21 protein-coding genes and 1 pseudogene are annotated in these 21,449 nt (G+C 39.2%); 11 read left to right on the forward strand and 11 right to left on the reverse strand.

Annotated features, from left to right (window positions below):
* The 3 genes from Q7674_RS06725 to Q7674_RS06735 form a co-directional block, all read left to right on the forward strand.
* The coding region (locus Q7674_RS06725; protein ID WP_305422635.1) for a hypothetical protein at positions 1-288 on the forward strand (288 nt) is incomplete at its 5' end.
* 107 nt (positions 289-395) lie between these two features.
* Positions 396-701: a hypothetical protein gene (locus tag Q7674_RS06730; RefSeq protein ID WP_045066104.1), complete on the forward strand. Its 306-nt coding sequence runs from the start codon at positions 396-398 to the stop codon at positions 699-701.
* Positions 698-1,024: a hypothetical protein gene (locus Q7674_RS06735; RefSeq protein WP_201798105.1), complete on the forward strand. Its 327-nt coding sequence runs from the start codon at positions 698-700 to the stop codon at positions 1,022-1,024. Before Q7674_RS06730 ends, Q7674_RS06735 begins: the two co-directional genes overlap by 4 nt.
* A gap of 154 nt (positions 1,025-1,178) precedes the next feature.
* Here the strand turns inward: Q7674_RS06735 and Q7674_RS06740 are convergent, their stop codons facing one another.
* Positions 1,179-2,627, reverse strand: coding sequence for a bifunctional NUDIX hydrolase/phosphatase PAP2 family protein (locus Q7674_RS06740; protein WP_237156806.1), 1,449 nt, complete (start codon positions 2,625-2,627; stop codon positions 1,179-1,181).
* Positions 2,628-3,667: 1,040 nt separating this feature from the next.
* Between Q7674_RS06740 and Q7674_RS06745 the strand changes: the two genes are divergently transcribed.
* Together Q7674_RS06745 and Q7674_RS06750 are read left to right on the forward strand one after the other, a co-directional pair.
* On the forward strand, positions 3,668-3,958 hold the full coding sequence (locus tag Q7674_RS06745; protein WP_237156805.1) for a hypothetical protein: 291 nt from the start codon (positions 3,668-3,670) through the stop codon (positions 3,956-3,958).
* Entirely contained in the window at positions 3,951-4,859 is a 909-nt protein-coding gene (locus Q7674_RS06750) for a site-specific integrase (RefSeq protein WP_305422638.1), read from the forward strand. Before Q7674_RS06745 ends, Q7674_RS06750 begins: the two co-directional genes overlap by 8 nt.
* A 151-nt stretch (positions 4,860-5,010) precedes the next feature.
* Here Q7674_RS06750 and Q7674_RS06755 read toward each other — a convergent pair whose 3' ends face one another.
* On the reverse strand, positions 5,011-5,892 hold the full coding sequence (locus Q7674_RS06755) for a replication initiation protein (protein ID WP_045066108.1): 882 nt from the start codon (positions 5,890-5,892) through the stop codon (positions 5,011-5,013).
* Positions 5,893-6,411: 519 nt separating this feature from the next.
* Here Q7674_RS06755 and Q7674_RS06760 point away from each other — a divergent pair.
* Complete coding sequence (locus Q7674_RS06760; RefSeq protein WP_045066109.1) at positions 6,412-6,675, forward strand: GspH/FimT family pseudopilin; 264 nt, start codon at positions 6,412-6,414, stop codon at positions 6,673-6,675.
* Here Q7674_RS06760 and Q7674_RS06765 read toward each other — a convergent pair.
* Positions 6,640-7,581 carry an MrcB family domain-containing protein gene (locus Q7674_RS06765; RefSeq protein WP_439788036.1) on the reverse strand — a complete coding sequence of 314 codons (942 nt, stop codon included), beginning with the start codon at positions 7,579-7,581 and terminating at the stop codon, positions 6,640-6,642. The genes Q7674_RS06760 and Q7674_RS06765 overlap by 36 nt on opposite strands.
* Positions 7,582-8,076: 495 nt before the next feature.
* Here Q7674_RS06765 and Q7674_RS06770 point away from each other — a divergent pair, with 495 nt between their 5' ends.
* Together Q7674_RS06770 and Q7674_RS06775 are read left to right on the forward strand one after the other, a co-directional pair.
* On the forward strand, positions 8,077-8,784 hold the full coding sequence (locus Q7674_RS06770; RefSeq protein ID WP_305422641.1) for a S24 family peptidase: 708 nt from the start codon (positions 8,077-8,079) through the stop codon (positions 8,782-8,784).
* Positions 8,781-10,061 carry a Y-family DNA polymerase gene (locus Q7674_RS06775; RefSeq protein ID WP_305422643.1) on the forward strand — a complete coding sequence of 427 codons (1,281 nt, stop codon included), beginning with the start codon at positions 8,781-8,783 and terminating at the stop codon, positions 10,059-10,061. Before Q7674_RS06770 ends, Q7674_RS06775 begins: the two co-directional genes overlap by 4 nt.
* A 488-nt stretch (positions 10,062-10,549) precedes the next feature.
* On the opposite strand, the pseudogene Q7674_RS06780 reads toward Q7674_RS06775, so the two are convergent.
* Positions 10,550-11,189, reverse strand: a pseudogene (locus Q7674_RS06780) (recombinase family protein).
* Positions 11,190-11,493: 304 nt separating this feature from the next.
* Between Q7674_RS06780 and Q7674_RS06785 the strand changes: the two are divergent.
* The gene (locus tag Q7674_RS06785) at positions 11,494-12,033 is read left to right on the forward strand and encodes a hypothetical protein (protein ID WP_045066092.1); all 540 of its coding nucleotides are present in this window, start codon (positions 11,494-11,496) and stop codon (positions 12,031-12,033) included.
* A gap of 17 nt (positions 12,034-12,050) precedes the next feature.
* On the opposite strand, the gene Q7674_RS06790 is transcribed toward Q7674_RS06785, so the two are convergent.
* Complete coding sequence (locus tag Q7674_RS06790) at positions 12,051-12,224, reverse strand: hypothetical protein (RefSeq protein ID WP_155395161.1); 174 nt, start codon at positions 12,222-12,224, stop codon at positions 12,051-12,053.
* A 394-nt stretch (positions 12,225-12,618) separates the two neighbouring features.
* On the opposite strand from Q7674_RS06790, the gene Q7674_RS06795 reads away from it, so the two are divergent.
* Complete coding sequence (locus tag Q7674_RS06795; RefSeq protein ID WP_045066094.1) at positions 12,619-12,933, forward strand: helix-turn-helix transcriptional regulator; 315 nt, start codon at positions 12,619-12,621, stop codon at positions 12,931-12,933.
* A gap of 1,145 nt (positions 12,934-14,078) precedes the next feature.
* Here the strand turns inward: Q7674_RS06795 and Q7674_RS06800 are convergent.
* The 3 genes from Q7674_RS06800 to Q7674_RS06810 all read right to left on the reverse strand — a co-directional run bounded on the left by Q7674_RS06800 (position 14,079) and on the right by Q7674_RS06810 (position 18,709).
* Entirely contained in the window at positions 14,079-16,445 is a 2,367-nt protein-coding gene (locus tag Q7674_RS06800) for a hypothetical protein (protein WP_045066096.1), read from the reverse strand.
* A 328-nt stretch (positions 16,446-16,773) separates the two neighbouring features.
* Positions 16,774-17,004: a hypothetical protein gene (locus Q7674_RS06805; RefSeq protein ID WP_045066098.1), complete on the reverse strand. Its 231-nt coding sequence runs from the start codon at positions 17,002-17,004 to the stop codon at positions 16,774-16,776.
* A gap of 517 nt (positions 17,005-17,521) precedes the next feature.
* Entirely contained in the window at positions 17,522-18,709 is a 1,188-nt protein-coding gene (locus tag Q7674_RS06810; protein ID WP_305422630.1) for a hypothetical protein, read from the reverse strand.
* Positions 18,710-19,277: 568 nt separating this feature from the next.
* On the opposite strand from Q7674_RS06810, the gene Q7674_RS06815 reads away from it, so the two are divergent.
* A complete protein-coding gene (locus Q7674_RS06815; protein ID WP_305422631.1) occupies positions 19,278-19,880 on the forward strand; it encodes a recombinase family protein in 603 nt (200 codons plus the stop codon).
* A gap of 24 nt (positions 19,881-19,904) precedes the next feature.
* On the opposite strand, the gene Q7674_RS06820 is transcribed toward Q7674_RS06815, so the two are convergent.
* The 3 genes from Q7674_RS06820 to Q7674_RS06830 are packed head-to-tail and all read right to left on the reverse strand — an operon-like array spanning position 19,905 to position 21,385.
* On the reverse strand, positions 19,905-20,270 hold the full coding sequence (locus Q7674_RS06820) for a molecular chaperone DnaJ (protein WP_146146583.1): 366 nt from the start codon (positions 20,268-20,270) through the stop codon (positions 19,905-19,907).
* An 11-nt stretch (positions 20,271-20,281) separates the two neighbouring features.
* Positions 20,282-20,590, reverse strand: coding sequence for a hypothetical protein (locus tag Q7674_RS06825; RefSeq protein WP_305422632.1), 309 nt, complete (start codon positions 20,588-20,590; stop codon positions 20,282-20,284).
* 18 nt (positions 20,591-20,608) lie between these two features.
* Complete coding sequence (locus Q7674_RS06830; protein ID WP_305422633.1) at positions 20,609-21,385, reverse strand: ParA family protein; 777 nt, start codon at positions 21,383-21,385, stop codon at positions 20,609-20,611.
* Positions 21,386-21,449: the final 64 nt, after the last annotated feature.

Consider the following 21,449-nt stretch of genomic DNA (forward strand, 5'->3'; position numbering starts at 1 on the left):
TTGAAATTTCAAGATAAAAAAGCGTTAAATATGAAGCCATTCCTGTTTTATTTCACACCTTTCCCCTGCGGTCGTTCCTCCCTTGTATCAAGGGTTCAACCAAGCCAAAACAACGCTCCGCAAATGTCTTGGCCCATTCGGGTAACAATCAGGGCTAAAGGTCAAAAGCTTTCGTTTGCTGTGCCAAGTGTCGCTAAGGTGTGTGCTGTTTCCATGTGCTTTTTGTTTTCTCCTTATTGTTCTCATCGCTTTTTCACGGGTTGTAACGTTGCACAGCAGAACCTCTAAAACAAGGGTGAAATGAACGCGTTGCGCCCTTGCTTTAAAGAACCTGCCGTGCCTCGAAAAACGTTAGGCGAAAACGGCGATGAGAACCATTCATAAGGAGAAAAGCGATGGCACATTCCAACTCACACTCACCAAGCTCCACTAAGGCACATCAACCGAGCAGCGTATCACCGCTGCACCACTCAGGCTCTACAACGATGAGCGACAGATCCCGTGACTACTTTATTGATAAGCGTCTGTACCAACTCTATACCCGACTACGTGAATGCAATCCAAGTGTATTGGATATGGTGAATGCGCTTAATTTTGTACTTAAGCAATACCCAGCATTAGGGCCAGTGATTGGCACTTGTCACGATCTGGAATGTTTTATTGAAGCGGTAGAAAGCTACGAGCAGGAGGGGGCGCTATGAGTCAGCCGTATTATATGGAAATAGCCAACACCATTTTAAGCCAGCTCGGCGGTAACCGTTTTATTACCATGACTGGCGCAAAACATTTTGTTGGCCTCACCGAACCTGGGCTGCAATTTGATTTACCTACTGATACAGGGGCAATCAATAAAGTGACACGGTTACGGGTAATTTTAGATCCGTGTGATACCTACACGGTGATCAGCTTTCGTAAAAAGCGAGGCCAACTGGAATACATCGAAGTCACACGCCAATCGGGAATTTACTGCGACATGTTAGAGGGGACTTTTACCGAAATGACGGGGCTTTATACGTCGTTGTAGGTGGTGATAGGTGTTAAAAAGCCCTGCTTTGCAGGGCTTATTTAACAGTATGGGTATTTATACGCACTAACAAATACTGGCTGGACGATCATTAACATTGTTAAAGTCTATAATCTTTAAACTTTCTCTACCTTTAAAAATTCAAATATAACTATCATCGATGATTAAAATGTCGAGTTAAATACGGCGATCCAATTAAGATCCATAATATCCCACTAAAAATAGCTAATGCATTAACACTTAAAATAATGATACTGGTTGTTGATGATATGACTAAATACTGAGCCATTCCAGTAATCACCACGATGCCTGTTACCGAAGCGATAACCTGTTGCCAATGGTTAATATTTAGCACCTCTGATTGCTCTCTGTTAAAAAATAATGAAATGAATAACCCTAGGGCAGCAAACCATACAAATACATATAGAGGCTGCAACAGTTGCAACGTAGCAAAGAAGTACACTACCAATAATAACAGCCATAATCGAGTTGATTCAATTAAACGCTTTTGATCAGAGTATCTACGTTGATATACCACCAAAGACACTAAAGCAATCAATCCACCTAAAACTACGCCAGCCACAATATCCGCTGGGTAATGTACACCAAGCCAAACTCTGGCAGCACCAGCAAGGAGTGAAAGCATAAGCCAACTCACTAACGTCGTGCTCAAGCCAATATATCCGCATTGTTCACCTCGTTTTGTTACCCATCCTAGTAGCAGACCTACGATAGCAGCCGCTTGTGTTGCATGACCACTAGGAAAGCTAAAACCACTGGCTTGTGCTTGTTGTAAGCTAGGTAATAAATAAAACGGTCTAGGAATAGCAAAAATCATTTTTAGAAGATTAACAGAGTAGGCTGTCGCCAGCAGAGCAAAGGCAATTGTTAAACTGTAACGCAAAGGTAAAAACAGTAAAAAGAGTAAAAACAATCCAACAGCGAATGCGCCTTCGCCTAAGCAATTACTTAAAGAGAGCAGGCTACCAATCATAGGCATCGATTTGACCCATGCTTGAAAAGAAGCCATAACGGGCAGTTGCTTTATCTGTAGTTCACTTGCTTTATCAGACAAATCTTCAAGCTCATGAAACACACTGGGCCTACTCGCCTTCACCCAAGAATTCAGGGCAGCGGTATCAGCCGGATAACGATATTTATCAAGAACAGCAGGTGTTAATGAAGCAAGATAGACCTGACGAATTTCTTTGCCAAAATGTTTGGAATTCAACGCTGGAATGATCGCTGCACCAAAATGATTATCGATAGCTTGCTTAAGAAAGCCAACACTTTCACGTGGCTGACAAGCGAATACAACCCGATTGTTATCTATGGAAAGCAGTTCACCTATGTCGACATTGATACCTGTCTCTTCAAGGGTTTCTCGCTTGGCTGCAGCCTGAAATGTCTCACCACTATCAATATACCCTCCAGGTAAAGAGAGCGTGCGCGTCAGGTAGTCTTGAACTAAAACGACCTGTCCATCTTCATTATGAATAACACAAGTCGCGCCTTTAGGTTGATAAGATAAGTTTTCTTGAGAAAAAACAGATGAGCTTAATAAGCTGACAAAGAATAAGAGTTGCAATAATACATGTTGCAAAATAAAGCTCCCTTTATTGTAATAATTAGGACGTAATTATGGAGGCTATTTTGTTGACATCCAACTAAAGATGATAAAGGTATATGAATATATAATTAAAAACGGCTGTATTTAACATATTCCATCTTTTGCGCACCACCAGATCCGTGTTCGATTGAATTTAACGGTGAAGCCATTGTTTTAGATAGACTTCTCACGCCCGTAAACAGCTTTTAAGGCTGTTAAAATTTGTTATCAATGTTGCGAGATTCAGAAATCGCTACTTCGTCTTAAAATCGCTTAAAGACCGTATTTCTTTAAATATTACTTAGTATTTTGCTTTGCACCGACTTTAATTCATGGACGGAGTAGGGCGTTAATTCTGTAAACTACAAAATCGAAAGATAAGACCAACTCAAAGATGCAACCAACAACTTTTGTTCCTGGTCCTTACCGATAAGATCTTATACCCCACATTTTTTTGCTCATGCGAGAGCATCGTTCTTTCGTTTAGACTCTTTCACTCAACTCTCACATTTCTCAAAAAACGAACCCTCGGTTCGAGCTATGAATCATTATCATGATACATAGCTCGAACCTTATTCTATCTGGCTTCAAGGCTTCATTTTTACCATAAACGCCCATAAATTAACGCCCATTGCTTAATTTAACTCACTGAATTAAAATTGAGTTCTATCAAGATCAGCTAGGACAGTAAAAGCTGATAAATATCTGTCTATCTACCTCGGCTCTAAGCCACACAACTATCCGCAACCACCAAAACCGATCCATCAAATAAAAACTTTCTACTTCATGATATAAACAAGCTATTTCGTTAACTAATTATTTAGTGATGTGCTTTCTTACGTGTCTTTCATCACGAGTTTTCATTACATCACTCAAGTAACAGTTGTCAGAATTGGCTCTTAGAACATGATCTTAACTATCCAAAATCACACTAAATCTAATTCTTTATGTATTTAAAGTTGAGCGAACTTAAAACGCTTTGCGAGATCAGTCCGAGCAAATTTCTTTTGAAATAAACAGGGGCGAATAGGCATATGCCGCTGAATCAGAACATCGTTTCTAATCAGTTAGTCTTACTTGATTTTGGATTTGTGATGAATGTTTTTAATGCTATCGCGGTTGTCGAGCGATTAAAAAAAGAGACAAAAGAAACAAGAAAACAACGATATAGAAGATCGCGGTTAGACAGATACAAAGCTGAATTAATCGCTTTAAAACAAGAAGGAGCTTCTAATGCTGAATGCCAGCGCTGGCTGCGAAAAAATCGCATTAAAGTAGATCACCGAACGGTGGGGCGATGGGTGGAGAAAAATTTTAATGGCTAAATTTGGAGCTAACAAGAACACTCGTGAAGCAGCCGAAACTCAAGCAAAAAACATACTTAAACAAATATCTGAAAAGCATGTCGGTACAGACCGAAACAACTTTGAATCACTCGTAAAACTCGCTGAATATGCCAATTCTTACCTAAATTGCTCATTAAAAGATGTTACTCAAGAACAAGCACTTCAATATCTATCAGATCGTAGCGTTGATCATTCTCAAAGCTCTTTGAATAAAGACACATTAGCGTTCCAGCGAATGTTCCAAGGTGCCAAGGTCAGCGATCCTTTATCGAAAAATGACCGCCTCCCCAAAATAAAATCAGAAATGGAGCAAAACAATAATTCTCGATGCTATACGCAACGACAGATAGAGATCGTTCAACAACATCAGACGGATAAATTTGCATTAGCCACCCAACTTGCTGCCTCAGCAGGTCTACGAGCTCATGAATTATTAACGTTACAGCGTATTGATGAACGTTCACCAAGTGAGCGTGATAAATACTTAGAAGCAAAAGAATTAAAGTTTAAGGGCATGGACGGGGAAAAATATACAGTAAAAGGCAAAGGGGGCTTAATTCGTGAAGTTGTTATTCCCTCACACTTAGCTGAAAAGCTAGAACAACACCTATTAGATCAACCCAAACAGGTGATAGATCGTGAAGTTCATTATCAATCAAAGTATGACATTCCTGGGGGGCATCGATGGTCTAATTCTTTCACAAAAGCAGCAGAACGATCGTTGGGCTGGACGACCGGCGCACATGGCTTACGTCATACCTACGCACAAGAACGTATGAGCGACCTTCAAAATACAGAAAGATATCAAACAGCTCTTGCTGTTATCAGCCAAGAATTGGGACATTTTCGCCCTGACATTACACTTGTTTATTTACGTTAGTTTTGAAAGAGTTTCTTTGAAATGAAGGATAATAGAAATTATCATATTATATAGAAGTCAGACAGCTACTTTTTCTATAACTTACTTTGTTAACCTTTTAAAAGCCCCTTACAGGGCTGTTATCTGATAGGGCTTATCTGGTCTCATTATTTTAAATCTTACCAGCGGCTTTCCATCGATAATAAGTCGGGCGACTAATCCCTAGTCCCCTCCATGGTTTCAATGTTCTATCTGAATTTTTAACAGGCTTACGTTTAGACACTTTCCCACCATTTGCACCTTTCTTTGCTTGGCTTTGACGGAATTTATCAGGCGTAAACTCTCGATACGTCCAGTTAGCTATCGATTTAGCGATAGATTTTATCTCAGAGACTGGTAACGGTACATTAAACTGACTATTTAAAGCCTCTACATACTCATATACGGCACCAAGCCATGCTTGCCTGTAGTTGGGTTCCCAATATTCACGAATCGCCTTATATGCCCATCTGCGGACATTTTCAAATAGTTCACAATTTCGACCAACTCCCACCGCACTGTTACCGCGTAACGGGTGACCGCGAAGATCGAGGTAATCAGCCAATTCATCGAGGGTATATTCGTAATCTGACCAAAACTCATTTTTCCAATGGTTGTGAAGTGGGTTTTTCGTAAGTAATCCTGCAAAACTACGATCCGCACCTAAACGTGCTGCCATTGCAGATTCTATAGCGGCCATATATTTAATCGGTCTCCAATGCGCAATATCAGACGTACAGACCGGGGTTTTTAAGCGGTAAACGATATGAGCATGACCATTTTTAGGATTGGTACTCGTCCAGTACGGTGGTGGTAAATTTTTGTCATACCACGACAAAGCGGCGCCGATTCGATCTATATCAAAAATAAGATACGTAACCATTTTAGGCTGATTTATTTGTAAGTATTTTTTATCGATTGCTGTACTTTTAGAGTGAATATAAGTCACACCGAGTTCGTCAGTACAGTATGGCTTATGAGGTAAAGTATCTATGAAACAACGAGCATTAGTCACGGCTTAATATCCATTTTTTAATGAATATTTACCTTAATGCTATTCTTTCTTTCCCCCGTTATTAGTTGGAAAACGCAAAATAACGCTCAAAATACATACAGAACTGAGGATTGAATTTGCAGTCTACAAAATCAAATAAAACTTGATTTATATACCCATCTAAAAATACTTTTCAATCTCTTCACGTTTATCGTCAGCTTTAATCTTACCGCAGCTATATTCAAAGAAACTCTTAGTTCCAACGGTTAAACAGCCATACATAATAACAAGTTAAATAGATAGTGATTATTTACTTAAATAATAGAGCAACATCAATTCCGTTCTTTTTCAAATCCATAAAAAGAACCTGCTGCCACAAAATAATATTAAGTACTTGATTTTATTTATTTTAATATCAAACAATGTAATATCACCATTACAAACCCGTAAAGATAAGTTCTCTTAATAGGCCAAAAACGCTAATTTTCGGAATTTTGTTGCTGTATATAAAAAAGCAGATGATGGGGCAAATGAAAATGCATGGCCTATAGACTTACCTTGGTAAAAACAGAGCGAATAAGCCCTCCTAATATTCAGTCGCTAGAACTGCGCGGCCTGATCGTTGCCGCTAAATCTGAAGCCGTGATGCGCGGCACCGATGTGTACCTTCACACCATAGGCTTAACCAGTACTAAAACCCTCACCGATAATTGGTGCCTAATTGCCACTACCGATGCCACCATTACCGATTGTGATCACAGCACAAATCTAAATCAAATTGTACTCATAGCTAATAACTTTTAGCAGTGAATCATCTATCTTCCAAGGGAAATATTGACGTAAATTTCCTCCCGTTGCGATAGGTGTAGTAGTGCTCCGATGTAAGTTTATATCAGACACAACTATCAGCATGTTGTTTGGATAGCTTTGCATGTGTAATTCAACTTCATTACGTGTCAAAACAACAGTTCCAATGCTGGAGGTTGTCCCTTTCACCTCTACAGGTATCGAGCTGCCTTTTTTGGTCGCTTTAAAATCATATGATTCTTTGTTACTAACATCTTCAACTTCATAACCAAGTGTAATAAGGTGTTCTTGTGCCACCTGCATTGCCCTTAACTCTATAGCTTTTCTTTCTGGACCTGTAAGCTTAAACCCTTGACCTACACCTTTCCCATGAGAGGCACTTTTAACATCAGATACGACTATGTCCTCTTGATCTGGTGCTCTACCCATATCTTCACCGAAATAAAGCTGACCAAGCAAACCTGCAAATAAACAGGCATCTTGTGTTAGCTCCTCAAGACTTGGTAGATTTGTTAAATCATAATATTTGGCCGCAATAACGGATTTTTCATATGATTGAGCTAGTTTTAATTTAGACTCTAAGTTTATTGACTTAACAATATCAGGACGAGACTTAATCGAACTAGCAATAACTGCACTACCCCAATCCGTCAATTGTTTAAGTTCATCATTTGAACGAGGAACAAAACTGCCATTTTCTAGCCTAGAAGAGCCATGTGCTAAACAAACGTATATTCCATTGCCATGGGTAGGAAATAAATAAACGACATACCAGCCCTGAGTAGCACTCTTTGACCTAGATTTAGAGTAGAACCTGCTCCAGGGAACATCTGTTTTTCGGCCTACACCGTCTTTTCCTTCAAAAGAAATGTCAGTGTATTCCTGTTCCATAGCTTCTAATATTTTCGGCCTACACCGTCTTTTCCTTCAAAAGAAATGTCAGTGTATTCCTGTTCCATAGCTTCTAATATTTTCGGCTTTAGTGACTTAACAAATTCAGTGAACTCCCCCCGGACCAACTCACCTCTTCTTTTCATATGTGGAGTATTGTCTGATGACCATAACGGTTGAAGAGAACAAATTTCTTTAATTATTTTGTGGGCCACGAACATTCCTATCTATCCTAGTAACTAACTGAATTATAATAGCATAACTTTAAATTCTGTTTTAAAAATGCGCACAACATCTCATAATTAACTCTCTTTCACCCCCCTCGCTATTGTTGCCCTACTACCCCTAAATTCTGTTATATCACTGAATAACTACGCCCAAGTTTTATCAGCTCTCGAGTATCTTGATGCAGTGACTCATTCACACAACAACCACGATAATTAGCACCTTGCCACTCGCCCAAAACACCTCTAAAATGACTGTACATATATACAGTATAATTTAACCATGATTACACTTAACACTCACGTACAGGCGGGGATCACCTACTTTGAAAACCCCACTATTCGCTTTCGGAAAAAATCGCTAAACCTACAAACCATGTTTGTACACAGCCATTCATCTATGCGGATAATGAGCGCCGATAACACCTACAAAAAGCTAGGGATCGCCAAAGGGGATTGGCTACTCATAGACTGCGCCTTACAACCACTAAACAGCGATCTTGTTGTATTTGAGCAACACGGTGACAACCACATCGCACGTTGGAACCTGCTATGCCAACACATTGCCGCATCGGGCAAAGAGTGGGACGACTTACACGTAATAGGCGTGATCACTCTTTCCATCCATCACTTCAGGCAACCGCCGTTATTACCATGGCACCATGACTTAACCGAACTCGACCTACACCAACTGGTGATCACCCAAGAGCATTCCACCATATTGTGCCGTGCGGCTGGGCTTTCCATGCTGCCGTACATTTGGGACCACGACATACTCGTATTAGAGCGCCACCTCAACCCTGAGAACGAAGACGTTATCGTACTTTCATTAAACAACGATCTTGTTGTTAAGCGCGTAAACCTACACAGCAGAACCTTGTATTCAGATAACCCCAGCTTTCAGCCACACCCAATAAACCAAGACGACTACACCCGCTTACACGGCGTGGTGCGTTACAGCCTACGATTACACCGCCCTGTTACCTTATGATTTGCTTACTTGATGGCACCCGCTTTTACGCCGAATCTTGCATTACCTACAAGCCCGCCCTGAGAAACACCCCGCTACTGGTAACAGCAGGTCAAGGGATCTCCATTGCCGCTAACCGTGCTTGCACTAACATCGGGATTTCAAAATTCACCCCTATATGGGAAGAAATAGACCGCCTACGGGTACACAAAGGCATTGTGTATAAAGCTAACTTCAACACCTTTTCTCACCATTCAGATCGCTTCATGACAGCCCTTGAAAAGCACATACAAGGTGCCCGCTCTATGCGCTACAGCGTAGATGAAGTGTTTTACGATGTTAGCCACCTCCACCAAATTAACGTCGATTTGAATGAACACGTACAAGCACTACGCAAAGCCATTTACAAAGAAACTGGTGTACCGACAGGCGCAGGTGTAGGCAAAACCCTGACCTTTACCAAAGTCGCCTCGTGGGCAGCGAAGAACTGCCAACCCTACCAGGGACAATGTGTATTAATAAGCGAGAAAGAAACCGATGCGGTTTTAAAACAAATGCCCGTAGGTAAACTTTGGAACATAGGCAGACAACTGAATAAACACCTGACACAAGAAGGTATTTTAACCGCCTACCAACTAAAACAGTGCGACACTAAAACCTATCACAAACGTTATTCCATCAACGTGGCTAACGTGATTTCAGAGCTTAATGGCATCGCCTGTTTAGACATATCCGTTGAGCGAGAAAAGAAAAAACAGATATGGTCTACCGCTTCCTACCGTGATCGCCTACACTACCGAGACGACCTTTTTGCCGAATTGGCTCACCACTGCGCCGAAGTGATGCGCAAAATACGTGACCAAAAAAGCGAGATGAAAACCCTTTCGGTATTTGTCAGCACCTCAAAGTACGACCGTTGCCCGCCGTTTTATCGCCGTGGTGAACTGACACTCGAAAACGGCCTAACCGATACCAGTTTTGCCCTGCAGCAACTGCGCGTCTTATTCGATGATTTGATCCCCGACAACCTTGCCAAGCAACCCATATACAAAGTGGGCGTGGGCGCCCCAAGCCTGATTGATGCCGAAGTAAAACAGTTCGAGTTATTTAACCGCTTTGATAACAAAGACACCTTAAACAACACCCTCGACCAACTAAGCGATCGCTTTGGTAAAGGCGTGATCGGTTTTGCATGCCAGCAACGTAGCTACCACGAACGACAGGGAGAAATAGAAATGTTAGAGCTAGAGAACTACTACACCGACATTAGAGACATTGTGGTAGTGAAGTGTGTTTAGTGGATTATTAAATAAATTTAGCGAAAAAAAATAAACCATATCAGTTCATAACTTTACGAAACAAGACGAAAATTGACCATTTCTGTCAATATAATCATAACCTTACAAAGATAATGAAATTCACATGCCTTGACGCCATAAAAATTATAGGGCTTAATACAAACAAGCCCTCGCATAGGGCGAGGGCTTGTTTTTAGGAGACTACTATGAGTCCTGAATTAATTACAGCTATTGCGCTTTTAGTTGGAGCCTTAGCTAAATTAATCCTAGCAATAAAATCTAAGTAATGGCCGTTATTTAGATTTTTTCGCCCCCATAAGGTTATAACTTTTGGGGGTTTTTTTATTACTAATCTATACACTTTTGCAGTTCAAAAATGTAGATCATTGATAATACTAACCTAACAAAATTTATTATCAAGGTTTTCTGACTTGTAAATAGTCTAGCACAACGCAAATATTTAACTAACCAACTGAAAAATATGACTATCATATTAAGCTCTTAGCCACTCTCGCTATTGTCGCTCTGCTACACCCCAACTTCTGCTGTATTTCTGAGTAACTCCGCCCAAGACTTAGCTGATCTCGTATATCTTGATGCAGCGATGCATTTACACGGCGACCACGGTACTTACCTTCTGCTTTTGCTTTCGCAATGCCTTGCGCTTGGCGTTTATGGCGAGTTTCGTAATCATCGCGAGCCATCGCTGCACCCAAATCCAGCATGAACTCGGTTAATGCTGTTTTGCTCCCCCGAACTGAACACCGCATGCGTCATCGGCTGATCTGCCACCACAACCCGCGTCGGCCCGACTGCACGGCGCATCGGCTGATCTGCCACCACAATCACCAAGCCTTTTTCCATGATACGGGCTTTTAAGGTTTTCCATTCCAACCAAGGTAAACGAGTGAGGCGATCCATCTTTTCAATCAGCAACACATCACAGGCTTCGCTATCGTCTATCAGCTTGTTAAGTTCCGGCCTTTCTAACTTGGTGCCAGATTGATTATCGATGTAGTAGCCAGCAATACGACTTCCAAATTTGGCACCAAAGGCTTTCAGTTCTTCTTTTGCCCGTTGGGCATCTTGCTCTGTGGTTGAGGCACGAAGGTAAGCACGGATCAGCATGGTTTCCCCTAAACTGGTTTAATTTAAGTTGGTTTCTAAAATCAGTTTAGTATAGATGGTTTCATGAATGAAGCGGTAAGGATTGAGAGGAGGTGGGAAGTGGTTTCGTTAGGGTATACATATATCCCTTTGAGATATTGACACTTTTTCAATTATATTCAATCATATACCGTGCATTTAAATGCACAAATAAATGGGGATTCCTTCCCCGCCTAATTTATTAAAAAAGGAAAAACTATGAAAAAAATGCCTATAAGGACTTTTTCCATAACATTCAGAATTTTTAAACAACAAGAGGATATTTATGATTACAAAACAAAACTACGACGATGTCATGACTAACATGGCAAAAATGGTTGAAACCACATTCAATGCTGAAAATATGATGAATATTTCGGTGACTCTCTCTGTATTCGAAGATACAGAAGATGCTGCCAATTGGCCTGATGTGACTAACCAAAAAGACGGATACGGCAACATGGACTGGAAAAAGATTTATGACAACCAACGGAATAAATCAAAACATTTTATGTTGAGTGTCCACTCCTCAGAAAATCATCAAAATCTAGCAATGCTCTTTGCTGGGCATGTTAGCGCTAATGATGATGATGGCTCATGTGTCTCTTTAGACTATATCGAGCGAAATTCTGAGGCAGTAGAACTAAAGGGGTACGCAATTGTTCTCGCTATCAAATTTGCGTATGTGTTGGCTGAACTAATTTCATTCAAACGCGTCAAGGTAAACAATCCGGCCCGAGGGCTTGGTTCAATTTACCAAAAAGAAATGCCTAACAGTGAATGGGTTCAGTACGGTAAGACTAATTATATTCATGCAGAATTATAATTGCTTACTAATCCAAATTAGGAGATAGAAGCGTAGACGGTTACTTCGTTCGAAAGATTTGAAAAGTCATGTTTCGGAGTACCGTTTACACGATGGTTTGGCGCTACATAAGTGCCATTTTTAACAGCACTTAGCATCGCTTGCATTTTTATCGCAAGTTCAGACTGCTCTTTGCTATTTTCTTTATGCACTTTATTCTCCACTTAATTAAGTAACATTTACTCAACATAAGGTTAAGTAGTAAACAAATTGACTATTTTGTTTAAAATAATGCAACGAGTTTTATTTGTCAATAATCCAGTTGCATAAATAATACCTCAGTAAAAAACCTAAGGCATTGAATTATAATATTTAAATACATTTAATCATAAGAAGCAAAACACATATCAATAAATAATAAATAGTATGTATAAGGTATTTTTAATAACACTCTATTTAAAATTATGTAGTAAGCACATAGAGACAACTAAAAACAACCTTATGACTCTAGCCAACGAATTAATTACGAAAGCCACCGTTCTCTACTTCCCAACTTGACGTTTATCTATACAATCCAGCCCTACGTCGTATAGAAGAATAAAAACAATGAGTAACCCTAACGCATTTCACCTACTACTTAAGCAAAACCGTGAAGAACACGGTATGACGCAAGTCGATGCTGCAAAACACTTAAAGGTAGCAAGGCAAACCTACTTAGATTTAGAGTACGGTAAAACACTGCCACGACTAGATACACTCTTAGCAATATCATCACTTTTTAATAAAAGTGTTGCCTACTTTACGGGCGAGCGTCCCTCGTTAGATGGGTTTGATACCATGGAGTTATTTGCAGAACTTCAACAACGGTACACCAAACAAGTACCGATCATCTCGAACGAGATGAAGAAAGAATCAAGATAAAAAAGCCTGCGCCAGCAGGCTTTTTTATTGCTTTTGATCTTGCTTTACCACAACGACAAGCCCGCTGTAGACCGCCCGATAAACACAGTAAATAAAGTTTGTAGCCAGATAGGTAAAGCCAAAGGCGTAGACACCCTTTATTGGCTCTGAGCGGGATACCCTGGGCGGGCGGGGGAGGTTGTGGGAGTCGATGTGCGAAGCGCGAGATAATTGGCCCGCAAGGCCAAGACGGCAGACGACCAACCATCACAAAAAGCAAAATGCCACCGAACTTACGTGAATGTTTGCAGGCAACGCCTGCTAGGGTGCAGCCACGCTGCGCCTTTGCTTTTGATGTTGGGCTTGTGATCAAAGCGATCACCGATGCCAAACTGAGCGCGGAAAATTTAACATAATTGCCGTTTTATGCGTTGTGCCCAGTGCCCGCCAGCTTGCTGGGGTTAGGCACGTAACATTTCGCATAAACAGATTTACTGTTAAATGACCGCCCATCGTGGCGGTCTTTTAGTATCGACGTTACAGCGTATCGGATCGTTTTAGATCAATTAAGTTAAATAGGGCTGTTTAAGGGAAAATTTAATACTGAACGGTTGAGATCTAAGAATGAACGTTCATTCATTTTATCTAACTTGAAATTGGGGATAAAAAAAACCTCTCATCTGAGAGGTTAAATACAGAGAAGTATAGGAAGTATAGTTTTAATTTTGCAGTGTTTTTAAATTATACCCATGAGTGCAGTTTTGATTTGTGAAGTATTCCGCATAAGCCTTTTTTAACCTCATAAATTTAAGATCTGAACGTTACAGCGTATCTGTATCGGATCGCTTTAGATCCATTATGTTCAATAGCGGCAAAAAAGCATAAATTTACTTAATTTGTGGGTTTGACGGTTCAATGACAAAAAAATGATAGGGGATAGGCGAGTTAATGTATAATCAGCGCGGGTGCTCTTGGCTGTCTGTCAAGAGCATAACAACTGTCACCTGTTTTGTGTGAGTGTCAGATAGACGAAAGCCCCGAAAGTTAATTTCTTAACCAACGAGGCAATCTAATGTATCTCATCAATACTGATTGCTAGCCTCTATAAGAAACTATCAACATATATTAAGACGAAACATATCTCTAAGATAGAGTTGAGAAGACAATTAATTACTATCTTTATTAAGCTTTGTATTTCTTATCGGATAAGATGTAATTACCATGCCATTACTCCCTATAACTATACGGAGATTAGTTACTGTATATTGTTGATTGTTATATGTAAACTGAATGTTTCCATAAGTCCTAACTGATGAACCATTCCGAGGTGATGCTCTATTTTCAACATCTGATGTCGTATTTGATAGTGCAGCCATCAGCATAGTTGCAAGCATATCTCGATTGGTTATGCCCAACGCTTCCCAATCCCTTCTATGCCCTCCCTCGATAGTGCTCCATATATGGTATAACCCATAAGAAAATCGTTTGTTTAATCGGTCTCTATCACTTAAAAACTGTGGATCAGGCAAATAAACAATACCTAAATTGTTTCCAGATCTCATTCCATCTTCAGCGATACCCCAAACATAATTAAAAATATCATTTATTGTGTACCTAGGAGGAAGAGGTACATAACTGTTTACCAACTGTGTTGCTAGACCATGAAAAGGCTGACTATGTCTTTGATAAAAACGTCCACCGATTTGTGTATTAGCAGGGGGGGTTATGATTTTATCATGTTCATTTTTACCTAATTTTTTCTTGACTTTTTTTATGCATTTTAAATTATTACTTCCATCTAATGTTATGCTTCTTTCTGCACAACTCCCTAAAATTGGCGCTATATTTCGCTTTTCGCCTTTCCTATTTCGAAATGAAATTAACTCCGGACCACCACTAGCACTTGCTCGTGAACTGGACATCAATACAGAAGCATGTGTTAATAGACCTTCTGCCTCAATGGGATTTTCAAGGATATAATTTCTTAACCATGAATCATCAATATTAATATCTGGTAGTGGTGTTGCTCCGGCAGTTGCTACGTCATTGTTGTACTCTTGTAAGATATGTAAGACTTGAATGACTTCTTCTCGTGTTAAATCACCGATTAAGTTGATAGCTCTATTTTGACTATCTGTACAATTACTCTCGTTTACATCGGAATGAGGATTATCACCACATGCTAAATTTGTCATGGCAACATTAAACCCATCATCATCATTGTTTATGCTTTGTTCAATGGCTTCATAGCTTTCTAAGTCAACGTTTGATGGAATAGCATTATTATTTCTCTGTATGCCATCTATTTGGTTATTGTCTTGACTGATCCCACACAAGCTAGGTGCGCCAAAAATACGCTCCAAAACATATATACCAAATGAAGATATTCCATATATAATATCTTCAATACATCTTTTATTTCTTGGCCTATTTTCATTTAATGGAACTACAGTATCAGATGTGTAAATAATGTTGCCTATATTATTGTACGCTTGACTGTATGGTTTTAATGCGTTTAGGTAGTGCGTTGTTGAAAAAAAAGGGCTGCTAGTCGAATTTCTGTTAGAGTTAACTAGAATGTTGTAATTAAGCCATTGATTTAATGTGTATGAGTCGGCATTTAAATAAATTGCGTCATTTAAAACTTTATCGCCGGTTTGAATTACACCAGTGCTCGGATCATAATTAGCTTCACTTATTGATATAGCTATGTTTGATGGAGCATTTAAATTAGACTTTGCTTGCTCTGTTAATAAATAAATTGAAAATTGAATATAGTCACTTTCTACTGATTTAGATAATGCAATATCAAAAGGCCAACTAATTACTCTTCTATATGGTATAAATGACTCATCATATGTTATACTACCACTATGACTAGTTGGATGCCAAACATCATTAGCCGTTCCTATATATTGTAGCTTTAATCTGTGTTCGCTAACATTTGCAGATAATCCAGCATAAGAATATCTTCTATTTATTTTACTATATGAAATTGAGTCATCATTTTCACCATATGATGCAGGTCGTAATGTAATGTTAAATAGGTTTGCGCTGTCTTTTTTCACTAAAATTAAAAGTTTTTTAATATAACTTTCACCAAAAGTATCATATTGGCCTCTTGATGTTACAAGTGAGCTTTGAATTCCATCAAACTCAACATTTTCCATAAAAGAGGTGTTGTAAAACTTTTGCTTCAATTTGTTTTTTGAACCCAAGTCTTGTTTGAATATACTTCCTGTTTTATTGACGCAAAGACTATGCCCTGGTGGATAGTTTGTATTATATGATTTTATTTGATATCCATATCCAGACCCCATAGCGGCTAAGGTATTATCTATCCTATATATGCCCCATTCCAGAATATCTAGTTTTTCTTTAAACTTAAGAAATTCTTCTCGTTTTAAATATCTTGTGTTTGGGGGGCAGGTTTCAGATAAGTTTACAAGTATGTTGCCATTATCTATTTCATCAATAGCTAAAGCCGTTGTTGAAGTTAATGCAACAACAGACGCTAGTAATATTTTTTTCATTATATATTCACCACATGAGCTAGAGTGTACATGGTATACTCAACGGCATTAATATCGAATCTAAAAGTGTAACTAATAATGTTTATTATTTACTTTCTATCAGATACAAACAAAAGAGAAATAGGGGGAATCAAACTTCTCGTTTTGTATTATGCCTCATGGGTATTATTTATTTTGTGATATTGCCCTCAGAACAACTTTGCCAATACGTTACAGCGTATTTATATTTTATTTAGATCGCTTTAGAACCATTAAGTTAAATAGCCGCTCTTTTTTGTAAAAAACACCAACAGTTGTAGAGTCATTGGAAGTTGTAGGATGCGTCTTCTTATTCTCCGATTTCCAATTTTCCAGTTTCTTTGTATTTTTTGATTAATGCTAGAATTTCATCTTTGATCGACTCAGGGCATCGAACCATCACTGTTTTTTCTTTCTTCTTTCTACCAGCCCCGTCACGCTTTCCGCCCCTGTTTGATTCTTGTATACGTTTTTCAGATTTTAAAAATTTAATAGTTTCAGCATACGCTGTTAAAAATTTAGCACTGCTAATTTTATTCAATATTCGCTTGGTTCCTGCTCGTTGTTGTCCCTTGGGAGTGAAATTGTCTTTCTCTTTTAAGATGTCTTTTTCAAGCTGGATAAGCTCATTTTCTGATAGTTTTTTACGTCGATTTTTTCAGCATCTTTAAAATACATTTCTTTTGATTCCCGTATACGCTTTTCAATACCGTATATGATTTTTTGAAAAGTGTATACGAAAATCAAAGGCAAGAGCTAGAGATAGGCACGCTGTCGAAAGTATACTCTTCGTTCCTCAAAGTTTACTTTCGCGTGCATGGGTGAAAGAGTCTAAGCGAGAGAACGATGCTCTCGCATGAGCAAAAAAATGAGGGGGAATAAGAACAAAAAGGAAGTGGACCAGTTTTTAAAATTGCAGGTATCATCTTTGAAAGATACCTCTCATTCGATTTTGTTGTTAACAAAATTGAATGACATAATAACGCACTATAACTTTTATCCTTTAGAATAAAAAAATGCCACACCTACCTGTGCAGCACTTCTTTATGTCTCTCTGATCAAGCACCAATGATTTTTCTATAACGTGCTAGGCGCTCTCTATCAGCTTTGATTAATTTTCTTTTTACCGTTTTCAGCTCTTTCTCATAGGCTTCTAAAATCGCAATACACTTTCTCGCCCATGCGCCTTCTGCATCCGAACCTACCGTTACCCTTGGTCGTGGTGGTAATCGTTTACGGGTGATCTTCTTCATCCCTTTTTGCTCTAAATCAACAGCGGATTTTTTAGAAAACACGATGTTTAGCTGCATATATTTTTTCTTCACTTTAGTCGCTTCATCTTTAAAGTGAATCACATCAAATTCGGTTTTCTTGGTCAGCTCAGTGAACAACTTAAAATTATTCGCAAACTGGGTGATGGTCTTATACTTCGTTGCTGATAATTTATTACATTGCTCTAAGTCTAACGAAATCATCCAGCCACCCTCTTGGCTGACAGGTTTAGATGATGCCGTCATTTGCAACAAGGTATACAGCTTACTGGCAGGTTTGGTGAGCTTTTCAGTCACAGCACTGTCTAAACGGGTAAAGTAACGCTGTAAAAACAGCATTTCCATTGCCAGGCGTTCGTGCAGAATAAAACTCACACTTGCCGCACTCCAATGCTTACTTTCATCCCCGCTCTCTGCTGTTTTTTGCGTCCAACCTTTCGGCTTGATCATTTGGTGAGTGACCGTTTTTATCTGGGTCATTTCACTCTGGTTTAGCTGAACATGGAACGTAATGTCACTGATAGGACGAGACAGGCCAACATCGATCACCGAATTACGGGTATCAGAGAACGAGATATTGGTCAGCATCTCATCAAACAAGCTCAATGCATTTAACGTAAATTCACGATAATAGGTACTCGCCGCCAATTGATAATCTTTGATGTAATCTTTAGCGCGTAGCGTGACCGTGCGATATTTCGCTGGGATCACTGCAGTACCTTCTGAAAGATCATTAAGAAACTGCTCAGAATTGAGCAATTGCAGCGGGTAAACATCAATCTTCTTTGCTATTTGCTCGAATATACGCCAACTGTCGGGCTCCATCTGTAGCAACCCAGTGATCACGTCATTGGATAGACGATATAACTTACCTTGTTTATCTAAGTCATTATTATGCTTAAATTTCAATAGATTAGTATGTAAATCTCTATCAGGCAGCGTTACCAATTCTTGATTATTTAGATCAACGTCCATTTCAAAACATACATCAAATAGCTAAAGATTTTCATAATATACATCAAATCACTTAACTTATCTCAATTTGATGTCAAAAAAATAGGGATACATAAAATTACTTAAAATAAGCTATGAAAACATACATAAAATTACTTAAAGTTAGTCTGCGATTTTTTCAAAACATACATAAAATAACTTCGTATTATACATATAAAAACTTCGTATTATACATATAATTACTTTAACATGAAGTTTAAATATGAATTAAAAACAACAAGTTAATTAAAAAAAGTACCATCCTAAAGTAAAGTAAAGATCCTTACTGTAAGTAATATAAGTAATTAAAAGATCAAAGATAGAAGCAACTAAGATCAACATCTTCGATGTATTTTATTTTTTGAAAATAACTTCAAAAAGCACTTTAAGTAGTAAGCTATTGATTTTATTTAAATGTTTTTCTTTGTTTTATAACAATGAGATCAAACGAAAGGATTTTCCCAAACACATCGCAATTTCTTCATTCCCCAGTGGTGGATCATATCTTGTTTGTTTAGCGTGATGTTTCTTGTCCAATCAAGGAATGATCATGGCTAGCTACGCTTATTTACGTGTCTCAGGTGATACCCAAGACGTAAACAATCAGAAACATGGCATTTTAGAGTACTCAAACCGCCTAGGACTGAGTAACTTAGTTTTTATAGAGGATTGTGTGTCTGGAGCTAAAAAATGGCGTCAGAGGCGTTTAGGGAGCTTATTAGAGGGATTATCAGCAGGGGATGTGATCATTTTTTCTGAAGTTACCCGTATGGCACGTTCCACGCTGCAAGTATTAGAGATCTTAGAACTGTGCATGGAAAAGCAAATCAGCGTCCACATTGCCAAACAGAACATGCAGCTTGATGGCTCTATGCAAGCCAAAATTGTTGCCACCATCTTGGGGCTAGCTTATGAGATAGAACGTGAGTTTATCCGAATGCGAACCAAAGAAGCGCTAGCGGCCCGTAAAGTAAAAGGCCAAATATTGGGGCGGCCGAAAGGACCCGCGAAACGTTTAAAGCTCGATGATAAACGTGACCAGATAGAAAAGTATCGGGCTATGGGGTTAGGTATTAGAGCCACGGCAAAGCTGCTTGATATTGCCCCTAGCACACTCAGTGATTATCTAAAAATCAAAGATATAAGTACATAAATGTATTACATTTGTAATACATGGTTACTTTTTGTTTGAAAAGTAATAGCCCACGACAGATCCAATTATCGCGCTACTAAACGCCAAAAGCTCTGTGAAATATTGGCTTTCAATGATGAGAGCATAAGTGAGTAATCCGAGAAGAATACCGGTTAAGTAGATAGCTAAAACAGGCGCTATACGTTTATTCATCCGATCTGTGGTTGGCTCTGTAATTCCCAGCCCATTACACACCCCACAAACAAGGCCTGTTTGGTTTTTTCTACGCCAAAAAGGGATTTCTGCTCGTTGTATACAGGCGCGGCAAGAGTCTTGGTTGTGTCCTGTTGTACATGTTCCAGTCCCCGCACAATGCTTACACTCATATAAATTGAGTTTATTGACTTCCATGTTTGTATTTCCTAGTTGGCTTCGTAAATCGCTTGGATCAGTTTCTTCTCGTTCACTTGCGCACGCATCTTAATCAAGCCACGCAACAACTTAGCACTGGTGATCTTCTTATAGGTGTGTGCGCTTAATTCTTCTAGCCATAAATTCAGCTCGGCTTTATCGTTATCAGATAGGCGCATCGGTATCGGTGAGGTCCCTGTAGTGACATTGCGGCGTGTCGCTACCGTGGTAATTTTCTCAGCTTTCTTTGGCTGCTCTTCTGCCTCAGTTTTTCGCTGGCTTCGACGGTTAAGGCCCGTCATTCCTTTTAATTTAGTCATAATAATGTATTACATTTGTTATACATCTAGTCTTGCAAGTATTTCTTTTGCAAGGGATTTGTAATCATTAATAGCGGTAGAGCTAGGCTTGTAAGTCATTAGTGGCTCCGCACTCACACTCGCTTGCCCAATGGCTTCAGTGCGGCGAACGGTACTGTGTAAGACTTTTCCTTCAAGCTCATTTAATTGCTCATCAAGGAAGTTATTGATCAGCTTATTGGCTTTGGCATATTCGTTCCGAAATACCGCAAAATTGACATTGTCGGTTTCTTTCACTTCTTCCAATGCATCTAATAAATCGGCCAAACCATTGAGTGAAAATGATCCGCCATCAACTGGGATCAAGAATAAATCTGCTGCCATCATGGCGTTGACGGAGGTTAAACTTAGGTTTGGTGGACAATCTAAAATCACCACATCAAATTGCTCTCGTAACGTATCAAGCTGCTTAAGCAAAATGCGCTCACGATGCACTTTAGTCAGGCTTTGTTCGATCACTCGGCTTAAGCGAATGTCTGTCGGGCAAAGAGAAAGATTTTTGATGTTATCGCCACCTGCTTGCGCTGGGATAATTGCTTGGTTAATAGGGTGTTTTTTTGCTGATTCAAACACGTCAGAAATAGTGCTTTTGAACTCAAACTGGCTACCGCTTAGCACTACACTTAAGTTCGCCTGCGGATCGAGATCGATTGCCAGTGTACGTTTTCCTTCACGAGCAAATTGAGCACTTAAATTAATGGCGGTAGTGGTTTTACCTACCCCACCTTTTTGGTTAATTATGGCTATGGTTTTCACTGAATAATCCCTTTTGTGTATTACAAATGTAATACATTTTATCTGGGTAGTTTAATCATTAGCT

The sequence above is a fragment of the Photobacterium leiognathi genome, from assembly GCF_030685535.1.
Classification (GTDB): Bacteria; Pseudomonadota; Gammaproteobacteria; order Enterobacterales; family Vibrionaceae; genus Photobacterium; species Photobacterium leiognathi.

Bases quoted from the DNA above. Each gene is read 5' to 3' on its own strand.
- Q7674_RS06825 (WP_305422632.1), bottom strand. From the start codon at position 20,590: ATGACTAAATTAAAAGGAATGACGGGCCTTAACCGTCGAAGCCAGCGA.
- Q7674_RS06735 (WP_201798105.1), top strand. From the start codon at position 698: ATGAGTCAGCCGTATTATATGGAAATAGCCAACACCATTTTAAGCCAG.
- Q7674_RS06800 (WP_045066096.1), bottom strand. From the start codon at position 16,445: ATGAAAAAAATATTACTAGCGTCTGTTGTTGCATTAACTTCAACAACG.
- Q7674_RS06775 (WP_305422643.1), top strand. From the start codon at position 8,781: ATGATTTGCTTACTTGATGGCACCCGCTTTTACGCCGAATCTTGCATT.
- Q7674_RS06785 (WP_045066092.1), top strand. From the start codon at position 11,494: ATGATTACAAAACAAAACTACGACGATGTCATGACTAACATGGCAAAA.
- Q7674_RS06820 (WP_146146583.1), bottom strand. From the start codon at position 20,270: ATGGAAGTCAATAAACTCAATTTATATGAGTGTAAGCATTGTGCGGGG.
- Q7674_RS06810 (WP_305422630.1), bottom strand. From the start codon at position 18,709: ATGGACGTTGATCTAAATAATCAAGAATTGGTAACGCTGCCTGATAGA.
- Q7674_RS06795 (WP_045066094.1), top strand. From the start codon at position 12,619: ATGAGTAACCCTAACGCATTTCACCTACTACTTAAGCAAAACCGTGAA.
- Q7674_RS06730 (WP_045066104.1), top strand. From the start codon at position 396: ATGGCACATTCCAACTCACACTCACCAAGCTCCACTAAGGCACATCAA.
- Q7674_RS06745 (WP_237156805.1), top strand. From the start codon at position 3,668: ATGCCGCTGAATCAGAACATCGTTTCTAATCAGTTAGTCTTACTTGAT.
- Q7674_RS06750 (WP_305422638.1), top strand. From the start codon at position 3,951: ATGGCTAAATTTGGAGCTAACAAGAACACTCGTGAAGCAGCCGAAACT.
- Q7674_RS06770 (WP_305422641.1), top strand. From the start codon at position 8,077: ATGATTACACTTAACACTCACGTACAGGCGGGGATCACCTACTTTGAA.
- Q7674_RS06815 (WP_305422631.1), top strand. From the start codon at position 19,278: ATGGCTAGCTACGCTTATTTACGTGTCTCAGGTGATACCCAAGACGTA.
- Q7674_RS06760 (WP_045066109.1), top strand. From the start codon at position 6,412: ATGGCCTATAGACTTACCTTGGTAAAAACAGAGCGAATAAGCCCTCCT.